The organism is Metabacillus dongyingensis, assembly GCF_019933155.2.
In the GTDB taxonomy this organism is placed as follows: Bacteria; Bacillota; Bacilli; order Bacillales; family Bacillaceae; genus Bacillus_P; species Bacillus_P dongyingensis.
This window is the reverse complement of the sequence record NZ_CP082944.1, coordinates 1,483,758-1,508,966: the sequence shown is the minus strand read 5'-3', so window position 1 is coordinate 1,508,966 and position 25,209 is coordinate 1,483,758. Positions and strand designations below refer to the sequence as shown.

The window sequence follows — 25,209 nt, the reverse complement described above, 5'->3', positions numbered from 1 at the left end:
GATGATTATACCATTCCTTACTTATAGATGAGAACAAGGAATTTAAGGACTAAAATTGGGAATAGAAAAAAGACATGAGCTTCATCATGTCTTTTCAAAAAATAACCCCCAATCCGGCAAAAGCCAAATCCTCACACTCTACTTTCTGAACATAACTGTCTTTTTCAAAAGTATGTGTATACCGGCTCAGTTTAACCATGCCTACATCGTTCTTCGTGTAGAAGACAACAGTCGGCCTTTCATTTTCATAGAAAAAAACCGGTCTGAGTGAAGGAGGAATGGTTTTAAATTCATTCCAATCACCTAGTGTATACAAGTAATCTACTACGCTGTTTGCCACTCTGTATTCGGCCTCATCTATAGGCAAAATATCGCCTGCACTCCAATAGCACCCGTGCCACAGCGCGCCAAATTCCCCGATTTCATGATAAGCAATGGCTGCCTGCAAGTAGGATAGCGGAGAATAATCCCCGTCCACTGCCTTCATGAAGTGATCATACGCAAAATCCGGTTTCGGATGCTCCAAGCTATGCTCGTCTGAATACATGCATTCTTCAGGCGAAGGCAGCTCCCGATCATGAGGAATAGCCCACACGGCTGAATTTCCGTTTCCGCCAGCCGTATATTGATAGGCTCTTAATTTGTAATTCTTTCGTATTCGCAGCTGTGAAAAACTTTCAATGACACGTTCAGGATTATCTCTTGAAACCGCCCATCCTTCATTTTCATGATAATAAGAAGTAAAAGGACCAAGATAAAGATTAGGTCGAGTGGCAGCGACCGTAAATTCAATGATATCTGATAGATCTTGTGGATTAACATTTTGCACATACAAGTGCCTGAGCTCTTCGACCATTGCATGCTTTTTTGTCATTAGGAGCGGGCAAACGTGATAATAATCTCCATTTTGATTTTTCTTGCCGAATGAAGGAATGCCTGCCAGTTCTATTTGCTCCAGCCAGTGGCTTTTCAGCTGCTTTAAAAATGTGTATGTACTCTTATTGTTTACTCCCCACCCGATGCAAATCCATGGATTCTTTTTCAGCTCACTCACGGGCACTTGCATATCGGATGGAAGTACCATCCCTCTCCCGCCCAAATATTCGTTATAGGCAATGGCCTCACTGTCCTTCGGGTTCTGCAGCGTGAACAAATTATACAAATGAATTCTTCCATTTAGAGGCTCAAGATGGTAGAATGCTTCAACCAATTTCACCACTTGCTTCATCGTGGGATCCAGGGAAACCTGTGCGAAAACACTTTCCCCATCCTGCAAATCCCTTACAGCATCGTGACTTGCACTTCCAGGGTTCAGCAGCAGAAAACTGCCGATCGATTTTTCACTCACTCCCCATTGAAGGTAAGCTGACTGGCGGAAAATGTGATTCTTCTTTTTTAGAAACGTTCCGAATGCTTTTGGCAGGTACATCTCATTCACCCCTATATTGATGTGTCCTATCTTTTATGAGTTCAGATTGCGTTAATATTAACAAGTAAACTTATCTAATAAGCAGTTACCTAAAAAATCTTCGGCACAAAAAGAAAATGCCTTCATACTAAGCAGATCTCATTTCACTGAATACCACCGGTCATCAAACGTCTTACTATCTAATTGACAGACTCCCTGATCCACCAATTGATCCAGCACCATTGCCACATAGACAAACGACTTCGGTTTTCCAGAATCATAAAATCCTTTAAAAGGATGATTGAACTGATTAATCTCGCTGCACACCTCCAGCACACTTGTCGTTCCGGTGTTTTCAATTAAACGAATGATTGCTTGATGAATTTCCACCCCTAAAGGAGAACTTACCTTAGGAATCACGTTTAACTTCTTTGGAGCAGCTCTTGTAATCGCCTTTGCGGCTTCAGGCTGACGCAGTGCCTTACGGCGAGCACCTTTCTCCTTTTGAACCATTCGATAAAGTCTATTAATCTGTCGATTTAACAAAGGCAGGTCGAGCTTAATGAGTTCCTGAATCTCTTCAGGAAGTTCAATATTAACCGCTTTAGCCTCCGTAAGAACTTTCCTGTCCCAGCCATTCATCACTTTATAAAGCATTTCATCCAGTTCAAAATCAATCTGGGTAAACCCTTTAATGATATCCTTCACAACGGATGCCGGAATCCCGGTGTGAAATTCAAAATGATCTTTTCCAAATTTCTTGATTTCGCCTGTCTCTGTATTCTTCACAATATACTGATACCTAAGCGGCATGCCGCACTCACAGCGAAACGGGCGATTTCCAAGACCGCCATCAAGCAGCTCAATAAACTCCCAGTCGTTAATTTCCCGGTCAAGCTCCTGATCTGAACCACTATAAGTCCCCTTGCTTCTCGCCAGTTCATTTGAAAAAAGAGTCCGTTTTCCGCGCTTTAACCGTTCAAGTAAATACGACCGCTGATCAACTGTTAAATCCTCAAGAATCTCAGACCGTTCCTCCGCCTCAAAATAAAAATCCATGGATGCCGCCTCCACTACGTACTATTCTTCCTTACCAAACGTTTTCCTTGTTAAGATTCATTAAATATTCCATTTATAAATGAAAAAGTAAGGACATATCATTCGTTTTTCTTTTCCAAATCATATGATCACTCTCTTCTCCCCAATAATCTTTAAGCAAATAATCAGGATCACCAAACTTCTTCCGCCATACCTTTTGTGCATTTTTATATCCACTATCCAGACAAAACTCGTTGATTCCTCTATTCTGCAGAGTAAGAAGCATTAAATTCAAAAGCAGCGAACCTAAACCCCGTCTTTGATAATCCGGATGAACAAAAACGGTTCCTACCTCGACTCCTTCTCTCAACACGCCCTCTGTGCATGTAACAATCAACTCACTAACAGGACCATATTCAATTGAACCGACAATCTCATTTTCATCTAAAGCGATTAAAAAATATCGTTTCTCCCCATTGCTTTCCAAGTCGGTTTTCAAATATCGTTTCTTACTTTCAATTTCCTCTTTCATATCATCAAGCAGTTCCGATATACCTTCTTTATTAAATGTATCCCTAATGACTATACTGAAAAATTGATTCAGCTCTTCCATATCTTCCATTCTTGGTCTTCTTATCTCAAGACTTATGACCATCACTCCCTGACTATTAAAACAATTCCATCCACTATATTCCATCTACTATCTTGTTTATCCTTTTAAATTCGGTACAATTAAGAGAGAGGGGATGATTTGATGTTAAAAAATGAAACCATACATATAAGACCTTTTACAGTGGAGGATGCAGAAGCAAGACTTCAGCTTCAGCTCAATAACCGCGAGTTCTTTGAACAATTCTCCATGATCCGCACACCAGATTTCTACACCCTGGAAACTCAGCGCACCATGATCCAAGAATACGAACAAAAAAGCAAAGAAGACACCGAGTATCAATTCGGCATCTTCCTGAATGAGGACAATCGTTTACTCGGCACCATCAGCCTCTTCCAAGTCATGCGGAGTTCACTCCAAAATGCTGTCCTAGGCTATTTTCTGGACAAGGCTCACAACGGAAAAGGCTACACAACCCATGCAGTCAAACTGATTATTAAGTATGCCTTTGAAGAACTCAAACTGCACCGTATAGAAGCCGGCGTTATGCCTCACAACATCGGTTCTATTCGAGTACTCGAGAAAGCAGGCTTTCATAAAGAAGGACTTGCGAGAAAGAATGTGAAGATTAATGGGAAGTGGGAGGATCATGAGGTTTTGGCGATTTTGAATCCGGATGATTGATAATTGGGAAGAGACTGTTTCGTACTTATAAGCAGTCTCTTTTTCCTATTCAAAACAAACAGGCGGGATTACTTAATAGTGAATACTTCTACCCCCTGATATTGTGTGGAAATATGATTGTATTATTCAATTTCACCATCCTATCTTTTTGTACAAATTTCATTTTTCTAATGACTTCATAGACTCTTCAATTATTTTTCTTAAATTTTCTTCATTAAAATTCTTAATATTAATCCATCCTCTTTTATCTACTAAATAAGAATGAACATCTGAAAGATACTTTCCACATACATAACCATTTCCTGTTTTAGTAGAAAATTCAGAGATTACAGTTTTCTGACGTTTTGTAGCAGTGGGATGTTTGTATGAGAGCCTAATGTTATCTTTGTGTTTTCTTTCAATTAGTAATGAATAACTTTTAAAGATTGATAGTTTTTCTGAGACTGAAAGCATTATAAACCCCTTTCATTTTTGAAACTACTTATCACTAATTTAATAGTAACTGGAAATTTCATTAATAGCTATTTGAAATAAAAAGACCGTCCAAATATGAACGGTATATATTGTTTCCTATATAATGCTCTTACTGTAATGGTTATATTGAAATACATAACACTTCATATTTAGGCACAAGCAATTTTCAGCTTCAGTTATTACTTCATTGGTATCTTGTAAGATAAAATTATCAGTAACATAAGGATTATAATAAATTTGTTTAGAATGACGAATAGGATCATAGTGAAGACCTTTAAACTCCCCTACAATAAAGGCATGTACATTTTTATTTCCGGTTTTCAGTGTCAATTCTCTACCGCTTTTTCTGACAACCATTTTTACATTAGATACTAGAATACCTTCTCCATATCCAATTACCTTATTTAATTTAATGTCTTGTATTGAAAAAATATTTTTATGTAAATTCCTATATATTCTTATCTTTTGTCCAGGAACTAATGAGAAACCTGCTTTTAAATTTAACATTTATAACACCTTCATCTTTTTTAGCTTGTCCACATATTCTGTCCAATTAATGAAAGTATTATTTATTTCTGTTATAAACAAAAAACTACTTTTAGAATAATTCTAAAAGTAGTCTTTTGACTCTAAATCAAAGCTTTTATGAAAATGAACATACACAAGGAACAGTTTCATCTTGGGTTTTTAAAAATTTATCTACACCTTCAGCATCCATTTGAAGTCTGTATTGTTTCAATGTAAAGGGACCACCCTCTTTTTTAAGTATTGAAACATTCTTTTCAAAGTGCTTACGAAAGTTTTCTTCCATCTCTTCTTGTAAAGCATATCTATCAGGCCATATTTTGTATAACTGAGCGTAATGCTGAAATCCGCCTCTCACGCATCTGCCACCACAATTAGCATGTGAAAAACCTAATTCATACATCCTTGGAAGTTTAATACCCCATTCATTCTGTATTATTGCTTTTGCATCAATGTCTTCTCTAAATGTTTCGATCATAGGAAATCTAGTTTCAATTGGCTCTACAGGTCTATGTAGATAAAACTCCTTTAAATTGTCAGACCTGTGTGTTTCATGAGGACCTATTCCAAAATAAAGAATTGGTTCTAAGTTGTGAACGTCTCTTAATTCTTCTAAAAATACAATTGTTTGATACACTTTAAGTTCTTCTGAACATTTGGCTAAACGAGAATTTCCCAGAAAACGATAGTCATAAAACACTTCTTCAGGGGTACGACCATCTACTCTCTCGGTAATCTCTAACCCTATATAATCTGCGACTTCATCCATAAATCTATAGTTATCTTCATCTTCCCACATTGTGTTTGTGAAAAATAAAATACAGTTCTCTTTTCCATGAGTTTGCACCATTTGATATGCAACATAAGCACTCGCTGCTCCACCACTAAACATTGCTACATGTACTTGTTTTCTTTCCATAAGAAAACACCGCCTTACTCTACAAAATCTTCCATTAATTTATATATCATATATTCAACTTCTTCTTTAGGTACATTTCTTCCAGCATTATTTATCATTCTTGAAACATTATTGTAAATAGTCTGGGACTTTGTTGATAGTTCAACTGTATTAATATATTTTACATTACCATTATATATAATTTGGATATTTTTATCATTTATTTGATCTGTTTGCTTAATAGAATCGAATTCTACTTTTAATTGCCTTTTAAACATTTCTGTAGTTGTGTCTGACCACGCTTCAATTTCAATGCCTAAAAAACTTATTGCAAAAGCATCTATCCATTTATGTTTATCATTTATTTTTATAATTGAATTGGCTAGTTTATTTTTCTTTTTTATTTCTGGAGTTTGCTCTTTAACCCGTTTATAAAGTTCTTCAAAACTATTCACATTAAATAAAGTTAAAATGAATTTCTTCAAATCTAATTTAAACTCATTAAAATAACTTTCTAATTGTAGTCTATGATTTTTTAATTCTGACAAATTATTAGAGTATCTTGAGTAAAGTTCAGTTAAGCTTTCCTGCGGATTAATTTCACTTTTCTTAATGTTATTTTTTAACCAGAGCAAATCACTATTTAGGTTGTCTGTGATTTGAGTTACTCTAGGTAAATTCCTTAACCAAGTCAAGATAGCATTATTAATTCTAATTATTCTAGGTTTATTTTTCACTAAACCATTTTCAAACTCATTAAACATTCTTTCTATTCCGACAAAAAATTCTTCAAATTCTTCTTTGAAATTATAATAAACAAATGAATATTCACTAGCTTCTTCAACCATTTTGTATAGTTTCTCGCCATTAATTCCAGATACGTACATATCGTTTCTATAAAACATTAGTTGATCCCACTTGTCTCTTAAAAGAGACACTAAAAAGATTGGAATTAGTGGTTCTCTTATCCCAAAAGGCTCATTACTCATAATCTTTACAAAGTCTATTAAATTTCCTGAGTTGTTTTGCTCTAAGTAATTTATTAGTTCTTTTCTTAACTTTTTTATATCATCAGATTGAATTTTATCTAATGAGTTTGGATAAAACTTATTATTCTTAAAAATCGTTGCATAGATAAGATAATCAGGACCTTGCCCTTCAATACCAATGTCTTGTTTTGAGTAATCATTAATAATATGATCTAATACTTTATATCCAGCATTTCTCTGAGTATTGTTGATTTTTCTTCTATTAAAAGAATCATTCCTTACTTCAATTGTATTAGGGTATTTTTCAAACATAGTTTGACTTAAAATCTTTTCTAATCCAATTTCACTTTCTATGTTAATAACTCTATTTTTATAAAGCCAAGTAGTTTTATTATCATAAGAATAATATGTGTTTAAGAAATCATTAAAAATAAAAACTAAATCCTCTTTCTTTAAATTCAACTCATCTTTTAAGTTCTTATCCTGGCTCATTAATTCTTGATCTAGTAATAGATTTTCAATCGCTAAATATTCAAGTGTTTGGAGTTCTATTGACGTGAATAAATTATTTGATATACAAAACAGACAATAATCATTATTCATTAGGTGTGGGTTACTTAATAATTTTTCATAGTCTTGTTGAGACTCTAATAATATATAGAATACAATCATATCTGAGTTTTTACTATTTCGTAATTCTTCATAATCGATAGTAGTATCTAATATCTCAGAGCTAAATATGAATTGAACTTCTGCATATCTAGTCATGCTTTTAGTGTCATTATAATCATTTGACAAGTAAAACTTTTTAGCTAGACATTTATCTAATACAACAATTTTATTGCGATTGTTATATGAAATAGTAGGAAGTTTATCTTTTATTAATTCATCAAGGAAGAATGAACTCCCCTCCATTAATTCCCAATATCCCAAAACACGATTATATCTAATTGCTTTAATCATAGATAAATCTAGTAATAGTTGTCCTAATACTTTATTACGTATTCCTAATGAAAATTCAAGAAACTCAGAATCAAGTTTAAACTTAGAATTTAAACCTGCTAACTGCCAGAGAGTAATTAATTTTAATATTGAAGATTTCTCCTTATCATTATTTATTTCTGGAGTTTTATTTATTATCTTCTTATAAATTTTCAACTCTCTAAAATCTTCATTACTAGTATCAATATTGTGAATAGCAGGAAAAAAATACTCAAATAATTCGGAGGGAAGATAGTATTTACCTGTTTTATTCATATGATTTTGAAGCCCACTTGTCTCGTTACTTTCTAAGAATGTAAAAAGTGTTCTCTGATTTTGCCCAAATGCGCTTGATAAATATGGCAACAAAAAAAGAGTTACTGGATGAATTGGATAAGTTCCTTCAATTACGATTTTTTCTATTTCCTGCTGGTTTAATTCAGGAAACAAAGGGTATTTACGCAAACTATTTACAATTTTCTCGATACCATTATTCACTACTTTTGTTGGATAGCCATCCTGAATAAAGCTTTCTGCAATCCTTAAAAAAGTTGAACTATCACTTTCTACATAGTAACTTCTAAATCTTTTTTCTATACGATTAAATTCTTTCTTATACTCATCATTTAACAGGTTAAAATATTGAGACAGATTTTTATGAGTAATTAATAAAAAATGCAGATTAAGTGATGTGTGATCAATTAACTCAGCCATATCCTGTATGTCTTGCATTGTTTCATGTACTTGTAGAGAATCTAATGTTTGAAGCATTCTTCCGAATTCATCATATACAATGAAAAGTCCAATATTTAGTTTTTTTAATTCTTGTAAGACAAATGACAGCTGTCCTATAAAATCTTCCTTAAAGTCAATGAAAAATTCAGCACCTGCTGAAAGAGTTGGATATACCTGCATAAACCATTCTATTTCATCTTTATTTCTATTTAGTATTTCTAATCTCCAAAGTTGCAAATCTTTCTTTTCTTCTTTTAATTTCTTTTTAAATTCTCTATAGGTTTGAGGAAATTCCTGTTTCCATAAATCAATCGTTTGTATGATCTTACCGTATTGGCCTGGTAAAATTATATCTACTTTATTTTCATTTAATGTACGAATTATTGAATCTAAGATTGCATATCTAAAACGACCTTCATTCCCATTTAAAGCAACAGTTAAATACGTTATATCATTATCTTTTATTTTATTTAGTTCTGTATAGATACCTTCATGAACTTTTTCATACTTTCTCACTAAGACATTGAAAGTAGAGTTATCGATTTTCTTAGAGACGAGGCCTCCTACTATTGTTGCTATAAGAGACTTTCCGGTTCCATATGGGCCTATGATCATATGTGATTTTAAAGATTTTTTAGAGTTAAATCCTTGTAATAAACCAAGCAGTGATTCCGCATGGGATGGTGTAGGCAGGTACCTCTTTACGAATTCTTTTTTACCTAAGTCAAACTTAACATTTACACTTGTTTTAAAATTACTATCTAAAACCTTCATCTATTTAACCCCATTTTTTAAAAGATACTCATACTCTAAAAACTCTAATGGAGAAACATCAGGAATTCTAATTAAATCCAAATTATTAGTTCTAATGAATTTTAAAGGAAATTTATTATGGTTATTTAATTTGTTTAAAGCATTTACTATTGATGTTCTACTCATATTAAATACTTTTCCCCAAAGCCCGCTTTTTTGTACTAGATCATCAACGCTAATATTTTCTGTATCAAATTTACTTTTAAAATCTAAAAGAATATACATGAGTGCCGATAAACCTATATCATCCTCGGATAAGCTTCGTTTAATTATTAAGCCTCTTTTTTCTTCCAATAATCCTAATTTATTTAGAGGACTTTGTATTACTTCCTCAGGGTCATTAGAATTTTGTCCAGCTGTATACAACTTTATTAAACAATCTATATCTCTTTTTAATGAACGATCAGAGATACCTTTATTTTCATTTTTACTAACCCATTCAATTAATTCGTCTTGAAGATTATCTCTACTGATTAATGTTTCGTTTAAAATATTGAAAAACCAAAACCAAGAAGTGCTCGGCTCTCTTTTATTAACCATTTCATAGTGTAAAATTGAAGCCGTATCATTATATTTCAAGAACTTGTCATATTTAAAAATTAGTTGCCCTAGTGGTGTTATATGATGTATTTTTTTTCTTTCAATATTTAGTTTCTCATGAACTACACCTGTAGCAACTACCCAATATCGTAGAGATTGAACCATATTTTTACCTAATCCCATTTCCTCAAAAGCATCTTTGTCATAAAATAATCTTTCATTATCTTTTAAATGTTTTATTGCCTTATTGAGCCATCTATCTCTTAGATAGAAACTTTGATGTTGACCGTATCCCATAGGTAATTACACCCTTCTATTTCTACTGGTAGTTTATATCCAGTGAAAAATTAATTGCAAAAGAAGGCATCTAGACAAATTCTAGATGCAATATCATATATGATGCTAATTTTGATGTGAATGTTGTTCAACTTTTTTAAAATAATTTAATAAAGCTCTTCTAACTTGAGTGGTAAGAAATGGACTTTTTCCTCTATCAATGTTGCCGTGTATTTTAGCAAGGAAATCTCCTTTTCCTGCCAAATTTTCTGCTCCTGATTCATCTAGTATAATATTAGAAGCATTAGCATCTGCTGCTCTTAAAGCCAAGCGTGCTCCTAAATTATTTCTAATGTTTGTATTTATTATGTCCGCACGAGGATTTTGTGTACAAATAATCAAATGGATACCAGCTGCTCGAGCTTTTTGACCTAATCTTAAGATTGAATTTTCCACTTGTTTTTTCATGTCCCCATCTTGAGTCATAAAATCTGCAAATTCATCAAATACTAGTACTAACCTAGGCAATTGTATTTTTACTTCTGTAATATATTCTTCTAGATTAGTCACCCCTTCTTTTGCGAATTTTGTATATCTTGATTCCATCTCATTTACTAATTCATTTAAAATATTCACTGATTCATTTAGTTCTGTAATAACATTCATTGTATGTTTTTTTTCTTGATATATAGTAAATTCTACCTTTTTAGGATCTATAAAGATAAATTGTAATTGCTCAGGTGAATATAAGCACATCATACCTAAAATAATTGAATTTAACGTTACACTTTTACCGCTTCCAGTAGTACCTCCAGTTAATAGATGAGGTGACATTGAACTTGAAAAATCCATATATATCACGTTATTTAGAGGGTCTAGACCTAGTGGAGCTATTAAATTTACATTAGAAACTTCATTTTGAATTTGGTTTCTAGTTAATTGCATGAACTTTTCAAAATAAATAGTTTCTGGTGTCTCTCGAATGATGTCAATATTCATACCTTGTTTATTAATAAAAATATGCGGTTCTGAATTAAGACCTAACCATAATTGTATATCCTTAGTTTTAGATAATATTTTATTTGCGGATAAGTCATGCGGTAAAGAAATTATTAATCGGATTACACTTGATCCTATTATTGAATCTTTGATAGAAATATGTATACCATTTTGATTAAAACTATATTTTAATTTTCTAATATACATATCTTTCAGCTCTTCACTATTACCTTGTATATCTTCGTAATTGAAGCTTAAACCTGCAAGAGCGATTGCTTCTGGGAAATCCATATTATTTTCTTCAAGTGTATAAAGTTCACCTATATTCTCTTCATTAGATTTACTAACTACATTGTCAAAATCACCAATATTCTTAGAATCTTCAATATTATTTATCTCTGAAAAATCATCGGTACTTATTTTCTGTTCATTAGAAAAATCTACTGCCTTATCAACTTCTTCTGTTTCAGTTTCATCATTTCTTGAGATAGTTCCTATAGATTGTTTAAGAGATTCTTGTAATGAGTATAAAGTGTCAACATCTTCATAATTCGGGATTACTGCCTCATCTGTTTGTAATTCCTTAAGAATGTAAGACCTTGCATACATATAATTGTTTATACTAGGTTCTAGTTCTTCTTTAAATATTCCATCGTCTACTTTTTCAAAATTATAGTTTGTTAAATTAGAAGTATAACAATAAGCATCAACACTGCCGCTAATTGTAACTTCAATATTCTCCAGATCTGTATGTTGCAAATCTTTGATTAAATGAACATGATTTGGAGGATATGCACTTCTTTCAACAAGATATTGAACTAGTTCAGATCTCCAATAATTTGTGTCAAGTTGTGTCTTTGATAAAGAAAACAATTTATTATATAGATTTAATCCACTCTTAACTTGTTTTAATGCGTCGAATCTTTCTTTATCAAAAATATTGTGGTTAATAAATTTCAATTCAATCAATTCAAAATTTATTTTTATATTATTTTGCTCTTTGCAAATCGTGGTTAATACCAAATCAGGGCGTCTTTTATTATTTGCAAACCAAGGTAAATCATCACAAATAGACCAAATTTGCAATTTATCGACTGATTGATTGGATCTTTTTATTGTTGATAAGTATGTTGCTAACATCTCATGTGCATATTTCCCTCTACCTATTACCTTTAACACTAATGAACCTGAAATATCTTTTACTTTATTTACAGAATCAATAACAATATCTCTAGAAATATTCTCATTCTTTAAAATAGATACTAATTTCCGATGAAGTCGATCATAATATGCAAAATCTGAAGTTTTCTCACTGATTTTTTTAATATATTTCGATGAAGAAACAATTAATTTAAACTCACTATTTTGGCCAGCAGCTTTAGGTTTATATTGAATAATATTAGCCTCTGAAGAAGTTTTAGTTAAAAGGGTCTTGTCTAAATACCTATCTAAGATCATTACCCAATTAAATTTCCTGTGCATAAAATCAATTAAAGAACTATGATTAATATTTGTAATAGAAATAATGTTTTTAAGCACGTTAATTTCATCTTTATCTGGCATTGCATTAGTTTGAACTATATATTGCATTTGATAATATAATTGCAAAACTTTAGGTAAGTGTTCACTAACATAACTAATTCTTTTTACAGCTTCGTCATCTTTAAGTGGTTCTTTATATAAAGTCTCAAACCAATTTAAAGATAGTTTAGGTTTTATTCGTTCAAAGTTATATCTTATCTGATTACTTTGTCCAAAGTAGTCTGCTAAAATAACTAAATCAGAGTCAGACATTTTTTTATCTATCTGGGTAAATATCTCACTTGCACTACGGCCCGATATTACACCGATTTCCAATTTAGGGAACTTACTTCCGATATCAGGTTTGGTGTACTCTTCCTTTTGTTGCAGCCACTTATTTAGTTGATTGTGTAATTTAGCTGCAGATTCACTGTGTACTGTCAATCTCAACTTCTTAATCTTAGTTTTGGAGAATAAGGAGTCTACACATTTAATAATTACATCACTGCTATGGCAATGAAGAAGAAGAATATCCATCCCATCTTTTGCGTAAGGATAAACTTCTAAATAATTTTTTGTAGTTTTAACTAGTTCTTCAGATAATTCATTCGAAATGTAATCTGTATTATTAGCCGGTTTAGTATTTAAAATAAATGAGCCTTCACCTAAAACTTCAGATTTTTCAATTAAGAAAGATTCATCTCCGTAGCTTGAAAAGTATCTAGGAGCTAAATGTTTTGATTTTCCTAACATAAATTCAAGGTACTCATCTAGTTTTTCTACTTCTAATATGTTCTTACTAGCATTTATTAGCCATTCATCAATAATTAAAGAGATTTCTTCATATCTTTTAATATAAGCTAATAACCTTATAGGATTTAAAATTGTTAAGATTCTGGAAACTGGTATTCCAGATTCTCCTTTTTTATTATCATAGAAATCTGTAGCCCCAATTAAATTTATACATTGTAAGATTTGTTGTGAAACAATAGATGATGAATATAAATTTTCCAGGATTTTTTCTAAGATTATTTCTAAGCTTTTATAATCAATGGAAAAGACTCCGTTTTCAAATATAGAGTGTAGTATTTCAGTGTACTGCTCTAAAAAAAGTTTGAATTTATCTAAATTCTCTTTTATATTAGGTGTACCTGAACTTAAATAATGCTTAACTCTATCTTGAACATTTGTCATGATATCTATTAACTCTATTTCATTTTCAGCATAATTAACTAAGTATGGTACTTTATTATCTTTTACTAACTGGCTGAAGGAATATAAGTTCAAGTTGTTAAAAGTTGTAACCTTAAATTTCTTATTTGATACATCGGCATCTTCAATCTTATGCGTTAATTTAAAATTCACATCAGTATCCTTTACTGAATTATCAACTTCAGGTAACGAATCAATAATAAAGTTTATTCTTGGTATAACGCTTTTTATATTCGTTAAATAAACTTTCAGTATACTTACAACGTTCTCTGGTGATTTCGGGGTAACAATTTCTAATTCAAAGGTTGAATCAGAAATCTTTGAGTTATTGCTCTCTTCTTCGATAAGAGAAAAAACCTCTCTCATTAAAGCGTGATTAATATCTTCATAAATTGATGGATTTCTTAGTTTTTCAATTAAACGATTAAGTTTTTTTACCAAACCTTTTTTCTGATTTAATAAATCTTCAAATTCTTCAACGAAATCTTGTATTGCTTCAGGGTTATTTCCACAAACTACTTCATTTAGCCCTTCCTCAAACTCACGCTTACCATTTTCATCAAATGTAGACTGGTTATTAATATATACCTCTTCAATCTCACTTTTTATTGTAGATGGTCCATTTTTAAATTCTGTAATCTTCTGAACAAAATCAAAATCGTTAAATAAAAAAGAAGTAGAATTTTGATTTAAGAATCCTATTATTTCATTAGTTAACTCATCAACTGATTTTGTTTGCCATATCTCATCAGGCCATTGATTTAACTCTTCCTTATCAATAAATGAATATAAGTTATTTTGTATTTTTTCTTGATCTGAATCTTTTATTTGTAAATTAGCTAATAGATAATTCCTTTTCAAACGAGAACTTTCCAATATATTAATTTTTAGTTTACTGTCTGAAAACAAGTTCAAATAAGGAAGATTTTTTTGAATTTTTTCTACTACAGAAGGTCCCTGATCATTTAATATATGAGTAATAAAATTTAGAATACTCATTAATTGCGGTTCAGAAATACTTTTATACATCTCCATAAAAGTTTCAATATGCTCAATTTCATCCGCTGCAACTTTGCTGCTTTCAGATAGTACATTATATAATGAACTTAATCCTAACCCTGTTAATAAGGAAGACTCATCAATAGTAAAAAGATTTTCAAGACTCTGACCTTCCGGTGTAAGATCATTAATTATTAGGATAAAAGCTTGGTTATATTTAGTGTTATTTCTTAACCAAGTACTTGTTTCATAGTCTCTAAAAGAGAATTCTTCAAAACCCTCTATATTTTTAACAGTTCTTATAATGGGATCGTAATATTCCTTAAAAGTTGTCATATTTTTTCTTGTTTGAATGAGTAGTTCTTCTATATTATTATTTGTTAAGCCTGTAATTTTAATAAATAGTTTTTCAGTAAAATCTTTTTTCTGAGCTTTAAAATGATCAACTATTAATCTGTTAATCCATAAAGCTAAAAGTTTATCACTTTTCATACTATAGCCACACCTTCCGCTAAATCGTATGGATTATGAATCATTGCAGTCGCGTCTGAATATTCTACTAACAAACCATTTTTCCTAAGTTTTTCTCTAAGTGCTAGCTCATTTTTTTGATAATAACTAATGTTTAACTTAGATTCCTTATAAAGCCCACTTTTTCGTGCTTGAACTTCCCCTATTACAAACCCATAACTATTATATAATCGTGAAATAAAATCACTAAATTCTATTGATTCATTAGGCCTAACATTTATAAATACTAGAGTTTGTAGAAAATCATCTGTCATAATGTAACGATAATTAGATCCGGACTTAAAATTACCTATTCCCCCATCTCTCGCTAAAGTTCGTATTATAGATAATTGATGACGTTTTAGAGAATCTGATATCACTTCGTTTACTACGTTAAATAGTTTTGATGTTACATCTTCATAAGTATTACATTTTGCTAAAGTATTAATTACTCTTTTTTTCCTTGATTGGAGCTTTTGTAAATTCATTATATTAACGAACTCTTCTGGATTTTCTTTCCACATAGAAAGATTTGTTTTTACATTTTTCTCATTTCCAATGAGTTCATGGAATTGCTCATTAAAGTAATGTTCAAATTTATTTTTTACTAATAACTCATTGTTTTTAAATGTTTTTGATGATAGTTTTTGAATTTGTTCGTTTTTACCATCTAAGCAATCGAAAAAGTATTGAATTTGATAACTTTCTTCAATTTTAGATTGTTCGTACATATATCTCATTAATTGAAAACAAGTTAAACTAATAAGTAATTTAAACATGTCATACGTATCAATATCTAGTGATAAAACATCATTAAGTTCTATTGCAAATGAGTCAAAAAGATCAGATTCTGTCAGTGGAAGGTGGGGGTATTCTTTGCTATTTATTGATTGTTTTAATGGATATGTAACATCAGTATTTTTTGAATCGCCTAACGCACTTTGAATAGAATCAACTATTTTCCCAATTGAGTTATTCTTTGTTAATAATTCTTTGAAACGACTTTCAATTTCATTTCTTAATTTTGGATTTTTTTCAGTTCCATATGAAATCATTAAGTAATATAGTTCTCCACCTCGTGCAAAGAAATTTCTTTCATAAGATGCCGGACTACCACTTTTCACACGTAATTCAAAAAATAATAAGCTTTCGTGTAATGGGTATAGTGAACGAGCATACCAAGAACGATCTGCTTCCTTACCTCTACCGTCTACTAATGGTACTTCTAAATTCCTAAAGAATTCTCTTATAACTTCTACCTTATTCTCGTTGGAAATTTTTTCATATAATATCCTTTTTTGTTCATCTTTTAATTTAGCAGTGTCTCTCTTGCTACCTTCTTTAACTCCTTCAAAAATAAACTTTCTTAAATTTTCCGCCTTATTTCTGTTATAACCATCTGCATCTAAAGCATAGTTAGTACCAAATAGCACATTTAGAAACTCTAAAACATACTCAGGACCACGTTGACCGTCTTTAAAACGATGTCCCCATATTTTAGCAGAAAGTTTTGAAGAAAAATCATCCAAATTTTTCACTTTATTCCTCTCCCTCAATCAAAGATTTCAATCTCATCTTGGACATATAATCCTCTGTCTTTATCTGCACGCAAAACGTTAAGAATATATTGGTCTGGTTTACTAGTCTTTATTATTTCATTTTTAAAAGTATCTAATAATATTTCAACATCTTCCCTTAAAATATTATGAGTATCACCAGAACTTAAACGCTTTAAATATTCAAATACATGTAAATCCATAGGTAATACATTATTGTCATTCACAATTAGACTGAATTTTGATGGTATATGATCTACGTCTTCTCTGTTTTTATCTTCAATTAATTTCACTTGATTTGCTGAATAAGATGAATGAATCATTAAATTTTCTGATGTTGCATAAAGAGGAGAGTTCGCTAATACTAGCCTTTTGGAAAATGCTCGATTAAGACCATTTATTAGATCTTTTTTAACTTGGGCTTGTTTTAAACCACTTTCAAATAGTAAGCTATACTCTTCAAAATATTGAAAAGGAATTAAACTTTTTCTATTAAACAAATCTTCTTGAGGAAATTCGAAATAAAATTTCCTTCTAAGCTTTGATATCCACTCTTCAATTAATTTGTCATTACTTTCTTTGTTATGGTCTCTATAAATTTCCAAACGTTTTTTGAAGTAACCTAAGTAAAGATCAAGATCATTATTGAAAAGATTTAAATGATATTCTTCAAGTATTTCGTTCCCACTAATATCACCATTAAGTATAAAATCATCAATATTTGAATTCGAGTTTGATCCAGGATCTAATTCTCTGAAAAGTTTTAATGCTCTCATCTCTGAAAATGCTTCGTGTTCAATCTCATGTCCGTAAAAATTTTGGTAATACGGTTTGTTAATTTGAAGTTTCAGTTCATTATAATTTCCATTGATTATATCAGTACACTTATAGCCGCCTGTTAGAATATAGCTGATATGAATCAACATTTCACGCATTGTTATATGTGTACTTAAAAAATCTAACAATCTATATTGTTCAACTAGTCTATTTTTGACATCAATTTTAGAAGTTTTTTTATGGTTTAAATTAATAATACATGTATTTATTTTAGGACAAGAATTACATGGCACCCAATTCTTTTCTTTATTCCACTCTTCGAGGACCTTTTCTACATAAATTGAAGAAGTGACATCAATAAGGTTAATGATATTAAATACATTATTGTTATTAATACTATCTTTAAAACGTAATTTAACTTGTTCTTTTAGGTGTGATAATTCACTTTTTTGCGATAAAAACTTTGTTAGCTTTCCCTCGTTTGCAGCAATTAAATAATAAACGCGATCTTTATGATCATTCATAATATACTCTTGTAGTCTTAACAATTCCTCAAAGATCTTATCCTCTTTTAGTTCAGAAAGGTCTTTCACAATTCTCAATGTGCCATGTTCCGTTGAAACCTCGCGAATACCTGAATTAGGCCAATTTTTTAAATCTTCACTACTAAAGTAATTAAAAATAGATCGACATAGGCGGGTCTTTCCATCGCCTGCATTACCAGTTAAAATAAAACTTTGTCCAGATTTTTTTAGAATATTAATTAAATAATCTTCTACTTTTGTTTCAATTTTAAAAGTATATGATTTTTCACCTTTATCATATGAGTATTCATCATAAATCTTTGAATGATTAGGAGACAATACGTTAAATTGATCTAAATAGTCTACAAATGGATTACCGTTCAAAAGCTAACTCTCCTTTATACGTTTTTTTAGATATGCATATATAATGTTTAGCTCCTCGTGAATATTAGACTCTTCATAAAATACTTTTGAAAATTGCCCATATTCTTTACTACCAATCTTTGTAATCTGAACTATTTTATGCTCTATAAGTTTAATCAAAATTACGTTGAATCTTTCAATTGGATTGTCCAATTTCTTTGAAACACTTAACCTGAATCTTGAGCGCATAACGTTAATTGAAAAAAGACCTTCATAATTAATTGCATTCATAATTTCTCTAAAAAACAAAATACCAAATGAGTCATTTGATAACTCATTTTCGAAGATAACCCTCAGCTGTAAAGCGCTTTCATTAGGTATTTTCTTAGTATTATCCATATAGACACTTACTAAAGAAGCTATTAATTTTCCTCTAGTTTCAAAAGTATTGAAGTAATAGTAATAATCAGCCTGTATGTTATTGGCAATTTTTATGTAATTACTTCTATTTAATATATTTTGTTCCAATGATAAAGGAATGATTATATATTGCAAGTATTGCTCTAATTTTTTTTGGATACTCTCACTTACACTGGAGCAAACTATGTTTGAAATATCTCTATTATCAAGATTTACATTAATAAATAATTCCGAGAATTTATATTGAAAAATTTCATGTAATATTTCTTTATTTTCATTGATAAAATTGTTTATTTTATTAAATGAGCCTTCCCAAAATAATTCAATAATTTTCTGTTCAAAATAATTATTTAAATTATTTAAAATCTGATCTTGAAATAGTAAGTAAGATTCAAGAAATAATGAATAAATATTATTGTAATCCTGGAGATAACTCATATTCACTTCCGAATAATTGAATTTAACTGAAATAAATTCTTTATTCACTAATATATGGTCATTATTTGGATATATCGATTTAAATAATAATAATAATTCAGGACTATATAAAATTTCGTTGCAATTTGAATCATACTTTAAGCAGACAATTTTTCTTGTTTTTTCAAAATAATAGAGTTCACATTTATTTTCATCTAATATAAAAAAAGGGTTATCTTTACTATGTGAAAGATTATTAAGATTACTTAACAAACGTTCAATAAACAAAGTATATTGTGATTTAATTTCTTTATTTTGTTTCAATTAAATCACCTTTAAGTATTTCTGCTAAAGAGTTACTTTTAAGTAAATTATTTATTATTGAGTTTTTATTAATAAGTTGGTTAACTTGTTCAGTTTTTTCATTAACATCTAAAATGTTTTCTTCAGCTTCAAAGATTTCAATTAATTTGAGCTTATTTTCTTGTTGAACTTTTTCTAGTACATTTACTAGATTATTAATTTTATTATATATTTCATCAATTTTACTTTCTGTAGAACTTAATAGTTCGTCTAAAAAGAAGTTCTCATTTATAAAGGAGAATGGTGTTTCAGCCTTATCCTCAATTTTTATGCTAACAGTCTCTTTATCATTGCTAAGTATGAACCTTTTATCATATTCTAGTAAAAAGACTTTATTTAAACCTACTGAATTATTGCAGATCTCATTATATATATAATCTAAATGTAAATAAGAGATTTCATTTTCTTCTAATAATTGATATACATCATCATTAACAATTTCCCATTCTGACAATATTATACTTTTATTACCACTTAACATTAAAAATCTACTATCCCTTTGAATGAGGTTCAATAGGGATATTTTGTTACCATCATAAAATGATGTGGCATTTGAAATAGGATAACTATCTTTATTATTTTTTAATTCATTATACAAATTATCTAAATCGGAAATACTTTGGTATTTCATATATAATAATGAACTAGTTTTCTCAATGTAACCTTTTTTAAGGTACTTATTAAGGAGGTTCTTGAAAATATTCTGATTAATTTCAATATTCATTTCTATTTTAAAAAACTTATTTAAATCTGAAATTGTTAGTGATCTCGAAGATAGATAAAATGCAATTTTAAGTAAATCAATAAACCTTAATTCTAATCCCTTAAATTTCATCATCTTAAATAAGAGCTCCATTCATCTTTTAGATTTTTCAAGTTGTTTATTGATGTACAAATTGGAGTAATATTATTATGAATCACTTCCATTTTTTCTGTATTGCATTCTTTAAAATTATCGATCACTTTTTTTTCAACTTCTTTTTTTAAATCAATCTCTACTTTTAAAAGATTATCAATATCAGAAAAGATATTTTCTATATCTTGAAATATTTTCTCCACTCTAAAACCCGCCTTTCTGCAATAAGTATTATAGCATAAGATAATGGTATTATATTCTATTTTATTTGAATAATTTTCTTTTAGTTAATCATTAAAAACTATAAATTAATTACTGAATCAGGAGTAAATAATCAAAAGTCTTATTAGAATTTAGGTCTAAGTGCTTATTACCAACTTAAATCTATACTTCATTTTTATATAATCATTAAAATTAAGTATAATGATAATAAAATAAATAAGTTAAGGGAGGATTCCACCTTGAAAAAATCACTAAAAGTTGTCGCATCAATCATCGAAAACGATCAAAACGAAATCCTCTGCGCTTTAAGGTCTCCAGAGATGGCCATTCCGAACTTGTGGGAGTTTCCTGGTGGAAAGGTAGAGAAGGATGAAGATATCCATTCTGCTTTGATTCGAGAGATTGATGAAGAATTGGGATGTACGATTGTTACTGATGGTTTATTTCATGAACACACTCATGAATATGACACGTTTAACATTACGCTTCTGTGTATCAAGGCTAAGATTACGGATGGAGCTCCTGCTCCAAGTGAGCATTCTAAACTGATTTGGCTCAAGCGTGAAAATCTTGCTTCATTGAAGTGGGCTCCAGCCGATATTCCAGCAGTTGAAGCGTTAATAAATGAAAAAATAGTCTTCTCAAGTTGAGAAGACTATACTTTTACTACGAATTCAGTATAAAGAGGTCCTGGTAGTTTGTGTTCTAATTCTATTTGAACGGTTATTGGTTTTTCCCCCTCGTATTCAAATACGTCTCCCTTGCCTATATAAATATAGGGTTCTACTTTTCCATCGATTTCTTTATATTTTCTCAAGAACAAATGAAGGTTAATGCCCCTCGACGCATTGAATATGATATTCTTCCCACGTTCAGAGCTTTGGCTCGTACTGTTTGGTGTCTGCCACTGGAATGTTTTTCGTTTATTAGTTTGTCCTGATAATTGATGCTTTCTTTGATATTATCTTCTTTATGCAAGTCGATAAAGAGAAAATAATCGTTTCCGTTTGTCAATAATCCAGATCCTCTAAATGAACTGTGGATCTTTCGATAATTGGATAAGAGAGCTGCATCTATCATTTGATACTGTTCGTATAACTTAAAATGTGGAATCCCGTAATCCGTGTTCTTAAATTCCTTTTCATATCGAAAAAGGCCATAATTTACGATATCCTCAATAAATCTTCTGTACTCAGGATTATTTAGCACTTTTGAAAAACTTGTTGTTTTACGAAGGATCCCATGTTCTAAATCAACCAGTTTCAACTTACTCTTTTTTTGAACGCTGTCAAAATACGCATGATTTAAGCTTTCAAACGCATGAAAAACACTATCTTCATAAACTTCAGACACATATTTCAAGATTTCTATCTTTGCACGATCTAAAGATATCGTTTCATTTTCCATTAAATCTTTTATTATTACAAATTCGTATATTCTCTTTAATGGAAGCATTATAGCAGTGTAGCTTTGTCGGGAGCGAATTCCATTGACGAGCGCTCCTATTTCATGAAACGATTAGAAATCGACGAAGATGAGTTAGAAGTTATTTTCACCGTGGATATTTTTAATGAGGGTGTCGATATTCCATTATAAAATACAGGAGGGTTATCAATGGAATATGCCATAATCATCGTGATTCTGCTTTTCATCTACATGGTCACTTCCAGCAGAATTAAAGCACTTGAAAATCAGATTAAAAGTATGAAAGTTAAGATTGATCAGCTTTCCATAAACGGAGATGTACAGGTCAATCCAGTAGATGATGACATACGCAAGCTATTGCATGAAGGGAAAGATGTTCGTGCAGTGAAAGCGGTACGTGACGCTTTGGGCTTGTCTTTGCTTGATGCAAAACAATATGTGGATGCAATTAAGAAAGAAATGGATGAAAAAAAGTAAGGAACTTATAAAGGTTTAAAGGAGATGATGACTTGGAAACAGTACAAAAAGGAATAGTAGATGCTATACAAAAGCACTCCACCATCATCATCCACCGCCACATCAACCCCGATCTCGACGCCATGGGATCCCAGGCAGGATTGCAGAGAACGCTTCAACTTTCTTTCCCTGACAAAAACATTTACGCAGCCGGCAACGATGAGAAAAGTCTTCTCTTCATCAATACGATGGACTTCATCCCAGATGAAGTATATAAAGAAGCTTTAGTTATTGTCTGTGACACGGCTGATACGTCTCGTATTTGTGACCAGCGATTTTCAAAAGGAGCCATGCTGATAAAAATCGATCATCATCCTGACCATGAACCATACGGTGATCTCTCATGGGTAGATCCTTCATACAGCTCGGCCAGTGAGATGCTTATTGATTTGTTTTTGGAGTATCCTGAAGTTTTTAGTATGAATAAAGAAGTAGCCGGAGCTTTGTATACCGGGATTATTGGGGATACTGGCCGTTTGCTGAATGGCACTGCTTCACCGCGTACTTTGATGGCTGTAAAGGCATTGAGGAAGTTTCATTTTCAGCCTGAACGGATTCATAATCATTTGAATAAGAAAAGCAGCGGTGTTTCTCGTCTTCGCGAGGCGATTTTAATGACTTTTAAGGTGACGGATCATGGAGTTGCCTATATTTATTTAACGGATGAAAAATTGGCTGCTTATGGGGTGGACCGTGCGGAAGCGGCTAATCTTGTGAATGTCCTGTCTTCGATGGCACGAGTGAGAATCTGGGTCTTGTTTATTGAATATCCGAATGAAATTCGTGTAAGAATCCGTTCAAGGAATATTCCGATTGATGACATCGCCCGTACGTTTGGCGGCGGCGGTCACTCTTTCGCAGCAGGAGCATCGATTGATTCCTGGAAAAAAGCGGATGAAGTGATTGAAGCTTTGAATGGTAAAACTTAAACCGAATATTGGAACTATTTTTGGTTTTTACATAGAACCTGTGGTTTGTGGTAGTGTAGTACTAATACACTTAAAATAGACACGCTGCAATTCAGCGTTCAATCATAATGGAGTGATAGTATGGGTAAAGCTAAAGCTAAAACGAAGAGCAGTAAAGGCGGGACAGGCGGAGGAACAGGCAAAAAGGGCTGGAACCGCTGGCAGGCAAGCGCCAATAAAAAGAAGAGCTTTAAGCCCTATACGAGTAAGGGCACGAAACAGCAGGACGATGGAAAAGGCTCAAAAGAATAAAATGAATAACAGCGCATGGATCCTTTTTGGGTCTTTTTTTATTTACTGCAGTCTTAAAGAGATGCCGAATAAAAAAGAATAGAGCCGGGATGCCACCACAATAAAAAAAGACCGATCCCATTAAAGGTCCGATCTTTTTTTTCATCGGTAACTGCTTCCCTTCACAATTAAAACTAAAATCACTGCCAGCAGCAATCCGCCAATGATAAACGGACCGAGGCCCGAGCTGTATACGAGATAGACTCTTACATGTTTCATTGTATTGACAATCACATAAACGAAAAAAATCAGACTCAATCCTGCAATCAGCGGAACATAAGGATTTCGCTTCAAGTTGATCAGCCCTTTTTAGAAGCTTTTACTTAACCCTATGCCTATGGTAATTTGTATCATGCTAAAAAGGCCTGCTTTCTTATGAGAAAAGCAAACCGTTTTTCATTTACATGTCTCTTCCCCTATACGGTTCTTTTTTCGGGAATAAGGTGTAGCTGAAGCTGATGAGAAAATCAAGTCCAAGGACTAGGGTCCAAAGCTGAAGAGTTTTAAGCAGCTGTTCTGTCTGCTGTCCGTTGTTGATGTAGAGAATAATTGCCCCGAGAAAAGTTGCACCAATTATCCAGGCAAGGAGATGGCGGAACCATCCTTCTCTTTCACGTCGTGCATGCTCGGTTCCGTATTTGATTTTCTTCGGCGGTTTCTCTCCATTTGCAAACCGGTAGGCAAAATGCTGATCTGCCCAGTTGATCATCCCATGGCCGAAAGCAATACTGATTCCAATATAAATGGCTGCAATTCCATGTACCATTGTCGCAGTCGCCCCGTTTTTTAAATCAAGCACGGTTGCTGCCAGCAGCACCAAATCAACTACTGGTGTACAGATCAGCAGAAACGCTCCAAGCTTCTTCTTTTTCAATAGATACCTTGCGACTAAACCCGCTAGAACAAAGACCCAAAATCCAATTTCACACCCTATAATTAACAAGCCAATCACTTCGGCACCCCCTTACCAGCCAGTAAAAACAAAGAAAAGTGAGATGTTGACTGTTCTTTGTTTTTCTAAATAGTTTTTCATTCAGCCAAAACAGCTTTTCCGCTCCTCGGCCGCTTCACAAGCTCTCCCCCGCAATTTGGGCAGACAAATTCCATTTCTTCCGTACATGTATGGCAGAATGTGCATTCATATGTACAGATGTAAGCATCTGATTTGTTATGAAGATTTGCAGAACATTTTTCACATACTGATCTCATTTCCAGTGCCATTTTGAAAACCCTCTCCTATTAGAATTAGAAAATCCTTCTTTTCCCAATTATATACCATATTTTCTTTTTTAGGTAAAA

The 25,209-nt window shown here is 31.8% G+C and carries 23 protein-coding genes and 1 pseudogene; 6 read left to right on the top strand and 18 right to left on the bottom strand.

Features of this window, described 5'->3' with window-relative positions; genetic code table 11:
- Positions 1-94 precede the first annotated feature (94 nt).
- From K8L98_RS07470 to K8L98_RS07460, 3 genes are all read right to left on the bottom strand, one after another.
- Entirely contained in the window at positions 95-1,429 is a 1,335-nt protein-coding gene (locus tag K8L98_RS07470; RefSeq protein ID WP_223440823.1) for a hypothetical protein, read from the bottom strand.
- Between the two features lie 138 nt (positions 1,430-1,567).
- Positions 1,568-2,467 (bottom strand): DUF3895 domain-containing protein, encoded by a 900-nt coding sequence (locus K8L98_RS07465; RefSeq protein WP_223440821.1) that lies wholly within the window; start codon positions 2,465-2,467, stop codon positions 1,568-1,570.
- A 73-nt stretch (positions 2,468-2,540) separates the two neighbouring features.
- Positions 2,541-3,101, bottom strand: coding sequence for a GNAT family N-acetyltransferase (locus K8L98_RS07460; protein WP_223440819.1), 561 nt, complete (start codon positions 3,099-3,101; stop codon positions 2,541-2,543).
- A gap of 99 nt (positions 3,102-3,200) precedes the next feature.
- On the opposite strand from K8L98_RS07460, the gene K8L98_RS07455 reads away from it, so the two are divergent.
- Entirely contained in the window at positions 3,201-3,740 is a 540-nt protein-coding gene (locus K8L98_RS07455) for a GNAT family N-acetyltransferase (RefSeq protein ID WP_223440818.1), read from the top strand.
- Positions 3,741-3,899: 159 nt separating this feature from the next.
- Here K8L98_RS07455 and K8L98_RS07450 read toward each other — a convergent pair whose 3' ends face one another.
- The 11 genes from K8L98_RS07450 to K8L98_RS07400 form a co-directional block, all read right to left on the bottom strand.
- A complete protein-coding gene (locus K8L98_RS07450; RefSeq protein WP_223440817.1) occupies positions 3,900-4,193 on the bottom strand; it encodes a hypothetical protein in 294 nt (97 codons plus the stop codon).
- 117 nt (positions 4,194-4,310) lie between these two features.
- Positions 4,311-4,721: a hypothetical protein gene (locus K8L98_RS07445; protein ID WP_223440816.1), complete on the bottom strand. Its 411-nt coding sequence runs from the start codon at positions 4,719-4,721 to the stop codon at positions 4,311-4,313.
- Between the two features lie 136 nt (positions 4,722-4,857).
- Positions 4,858-5,658 carry a hypothetical protein gene (locus K8L98_RS07440; RefSeq protein WP_223440815.1) on the bottom strand — a complete coding sequence of 267 codons (801 nt, stop codon included), beginning with the start codon at positions 5,656-5,658 and terminating at the stop codon, positions 4,858-4,860.
- Between the two features lie 14 nt (positions 5,659-5,672).
- Complete coding sequence (locus K8L98_RS07435) at positions 5,673-9,116, bottom strand: hypothetical protein (protein WP_223440814.1); 3,444 nt, start codon at positions 9,114-9,116, stop codon at positions 5,673-5,675.
- Positions 9,117-9,992, bottom strand: a complete 876-nt coding sequence (locus K8L98_RS07430; RefSeq protein WP_223440813.1) for a DUF4007 family protein — start codon at positions 9,990-9,992, stop codon at positions 9,117-9,119.
- Between the two features lie 105 nt (positions 9,993-10,097).
- The gene (locus tag K8L98_RS07425) at positions 10,098-15,194 is read right to left on the bottom strand and encodes an FtsK/SpoIIIE domain-containing protein (RefSeq protein WP_223440811.1); all 5,097 of its coding nucleotides are present in this window, start codon (positions 15,192-15,194) and stop codon (positions 10,098-10,100) included.
- Positions 15,191-16,750 carry a hypothetical protein gene (locus K8L98_RS07420; protein WP_223440810.1) on the bottom strand — a complete coding sequence of 520 codons (1,560 nt, stop codon included), beginning with the start codon at positions 16,748-16,750 and terminating at the stop codon, positions 15,191-15,193. Before K8L98_RS07420 ends, K8L98_RS07425 begins: the two co-directional genes overlap by 4 nt.
- Positions 16,751-16,764: 14 nt before the next feature.
- Positions 16,765-18,453, bottom strand: coding sequence for a hypothetical protein (locus K8L98_RS07415; protein WP_223440809.1), 1,689 nt, complete (start codon positions 18,451-18,453; stop codon positions 16,765-16,767).
- A gap of 3 nt (positions 18,454-18,456) precedes the next feature.
- The gene (locus K8L98_RS07410; protein ID WP_223440808.1) at positions 18,457-19,593 is read right to left on the bottom strand and encodes a hypothetical protein; all 1,137 of its coding nucleotides are present in this window, start codon (positions 19,591-19,593) and stop codon (positions 18,457-18,459) included.
- Positions 19,580-20,470: a hypothetical protein gene (locus K8L98_RS07405; RefSeq protein WP_223440807.1), complete on the bottom strand. Its 891-nt coding sequence runs from the start codon at positions 20,468-20,470 to the stop codon at positions 19,580-19,582. The genes K8L98_RS07410 and K8L98_RS07405 overlap by 14 nt, the downstream gene beginning before the upstream one ends.
- The gene (locus K8L98_RS07400; RefSeq protein WP_223440806.1) at positions 20,467-20,691 is read right to left on the bottom strand and encodes a hypothetical protein; all 225 of its coding nucleotides are present in this window, start codon (positions 20,689-20,691) and stop codon (positions 20,467-20,469) included. Before K8L98_RS07400 ends, K8L98_RS07405 begins: the two co-directional genes overlap by 4 nt.
- Before the next feature lie 258 nt (positions 20,692-20,949).
- On the opposite strand from K8L98_RS07400, the gene K8L98_RS07395 reads away from it, so the two are divergent.
- A complete protein-coding gene (locus tag K8L98_RS07395; RefSeq protein ID WP_223440805.1) occupies positions 20,950-21,360 on the top strand; it encodes a (deoxy)nucleoside triphosphate pyrophosphohydrolase in 411 nt (136 codons plus the stop codon).
- Between the two features lie 5 nt (positions 21,361-21,365).
- On the opposite strand, the pseudogene K8L98_RS07390 reads toward K8L98_RS07395, so the two are convergent.
- A pseudogene (locus K8L98_RS07390) lies at positions 21,366-22,117 on the bottom strand (DUF3427 domain-containing protein).
- A gap of 63 nt (positions 22,118-22,180) precedes the next feature.
- On the opposite strand from K8L98_RS07390, the gene K8L98_RS26550 reads away from it, so the two are divergent.
- The 4 genes from K8L98_RS26550 to K8L98_RS07375 all read left to right on the top strand — a co-directional run bounded on the left by K8L98_RS26550 (position 22,181) and on the right by K8L98_RS07375 (position 23,871).
- The gene (locus K8L98_RS26550) at positions 22,181-22,306 is read left to right on the top strand and encodes a hypothetical protein (protein WP_275976744.1); all 126 of its coding nucleotides are present in this window, start codon (positions 22,181-22,183) and stop codon (positions 22,304-22,306) included.
- 18 nt (positions 22,307-22,324) lie between these two features.
- Positions 22,325-22,612, top strand: coding sequence for a hypothetical protein (locus K8L98_RS07385; RefSeq protein WP_223440803.1), 288 nt, complete (start codon positions 22,325-22,327; stop codon positions 22,610-22,612).
- Positions 22,613-22,644: 32 nt separating this feature from the next.
- Positions 22,645-23,580 carry a DHH family phosphoesterase gene (locus K8L98_RS07380; RefSeq protein ID WP_223440802.1) on the top strand — a complete coding sequence of 312 codons (936 nt, stop codon included), beginning with the start codon at positions 22,645-22,647 and terminating at the stop codon, positions 23,578-23,580.
- Between the two features lie 120 nt (positions 23,581-23,700).
- Positions 23,701-23,871: a DUF3934 family protein gene (locus tag K8L98_RS07375; RefSeq protein WP_223440801.1), complete on the top strand. Its 171-nt coding sequence runs from the start codon at positions 23,701-23,703 to the stop codon at positions 23,869-23,871.
- A gap of 141 nt (positions 23,872-24,012) precedes the next feature.
- Here the strand turns inward: K8L98_RS07375 and K8L98_RS07370 are convergent, their stop codons facing one another.
- From K8L98_RS07370 to K8L98_RS07360, 3 genes are all read right to left on the bottom strand, one after another.
- The gene (locus tag K8L98_RS07370; RefSeq protein ID WP_223440800.1) at positions 24,013-24,204 is read right to left on the bottom strand and encodes a hypothetical protein; all 192 of its coding nucleotides are present in this window, start codon (positions 24,202-24,204) and stop codon (positions 24,013-24,015) included.
- Positions 24,205-24,310: 106 nt separating this feature from the next.
- Complete coding sequence (locus tag K8L98_RS07365; RefSeq protein ID WP_223440799.1) at positions 24,311-24,862, bottom strand: hypothetical protein; 552 nt, start codon at positions 24,860-24,862, stop codon at positions 24,311-24,313.
- A 77-nt stretch (positions 24,863-24,939) separates the two neighbouring features.
- Positions 24,940-25,131: a DUF1272 domain-containing protein gene (locus tag K8L98_RS07360; protein ID WP_223440798.1), complete on the bottom strand. Its 192-nt coding sequence runs from the start codon at positions 25,129-25,131 to the stop codon at positions 24,940-24,942.
- Positions 25,132-25,209 lie beyond the last annotated feature (78 nt).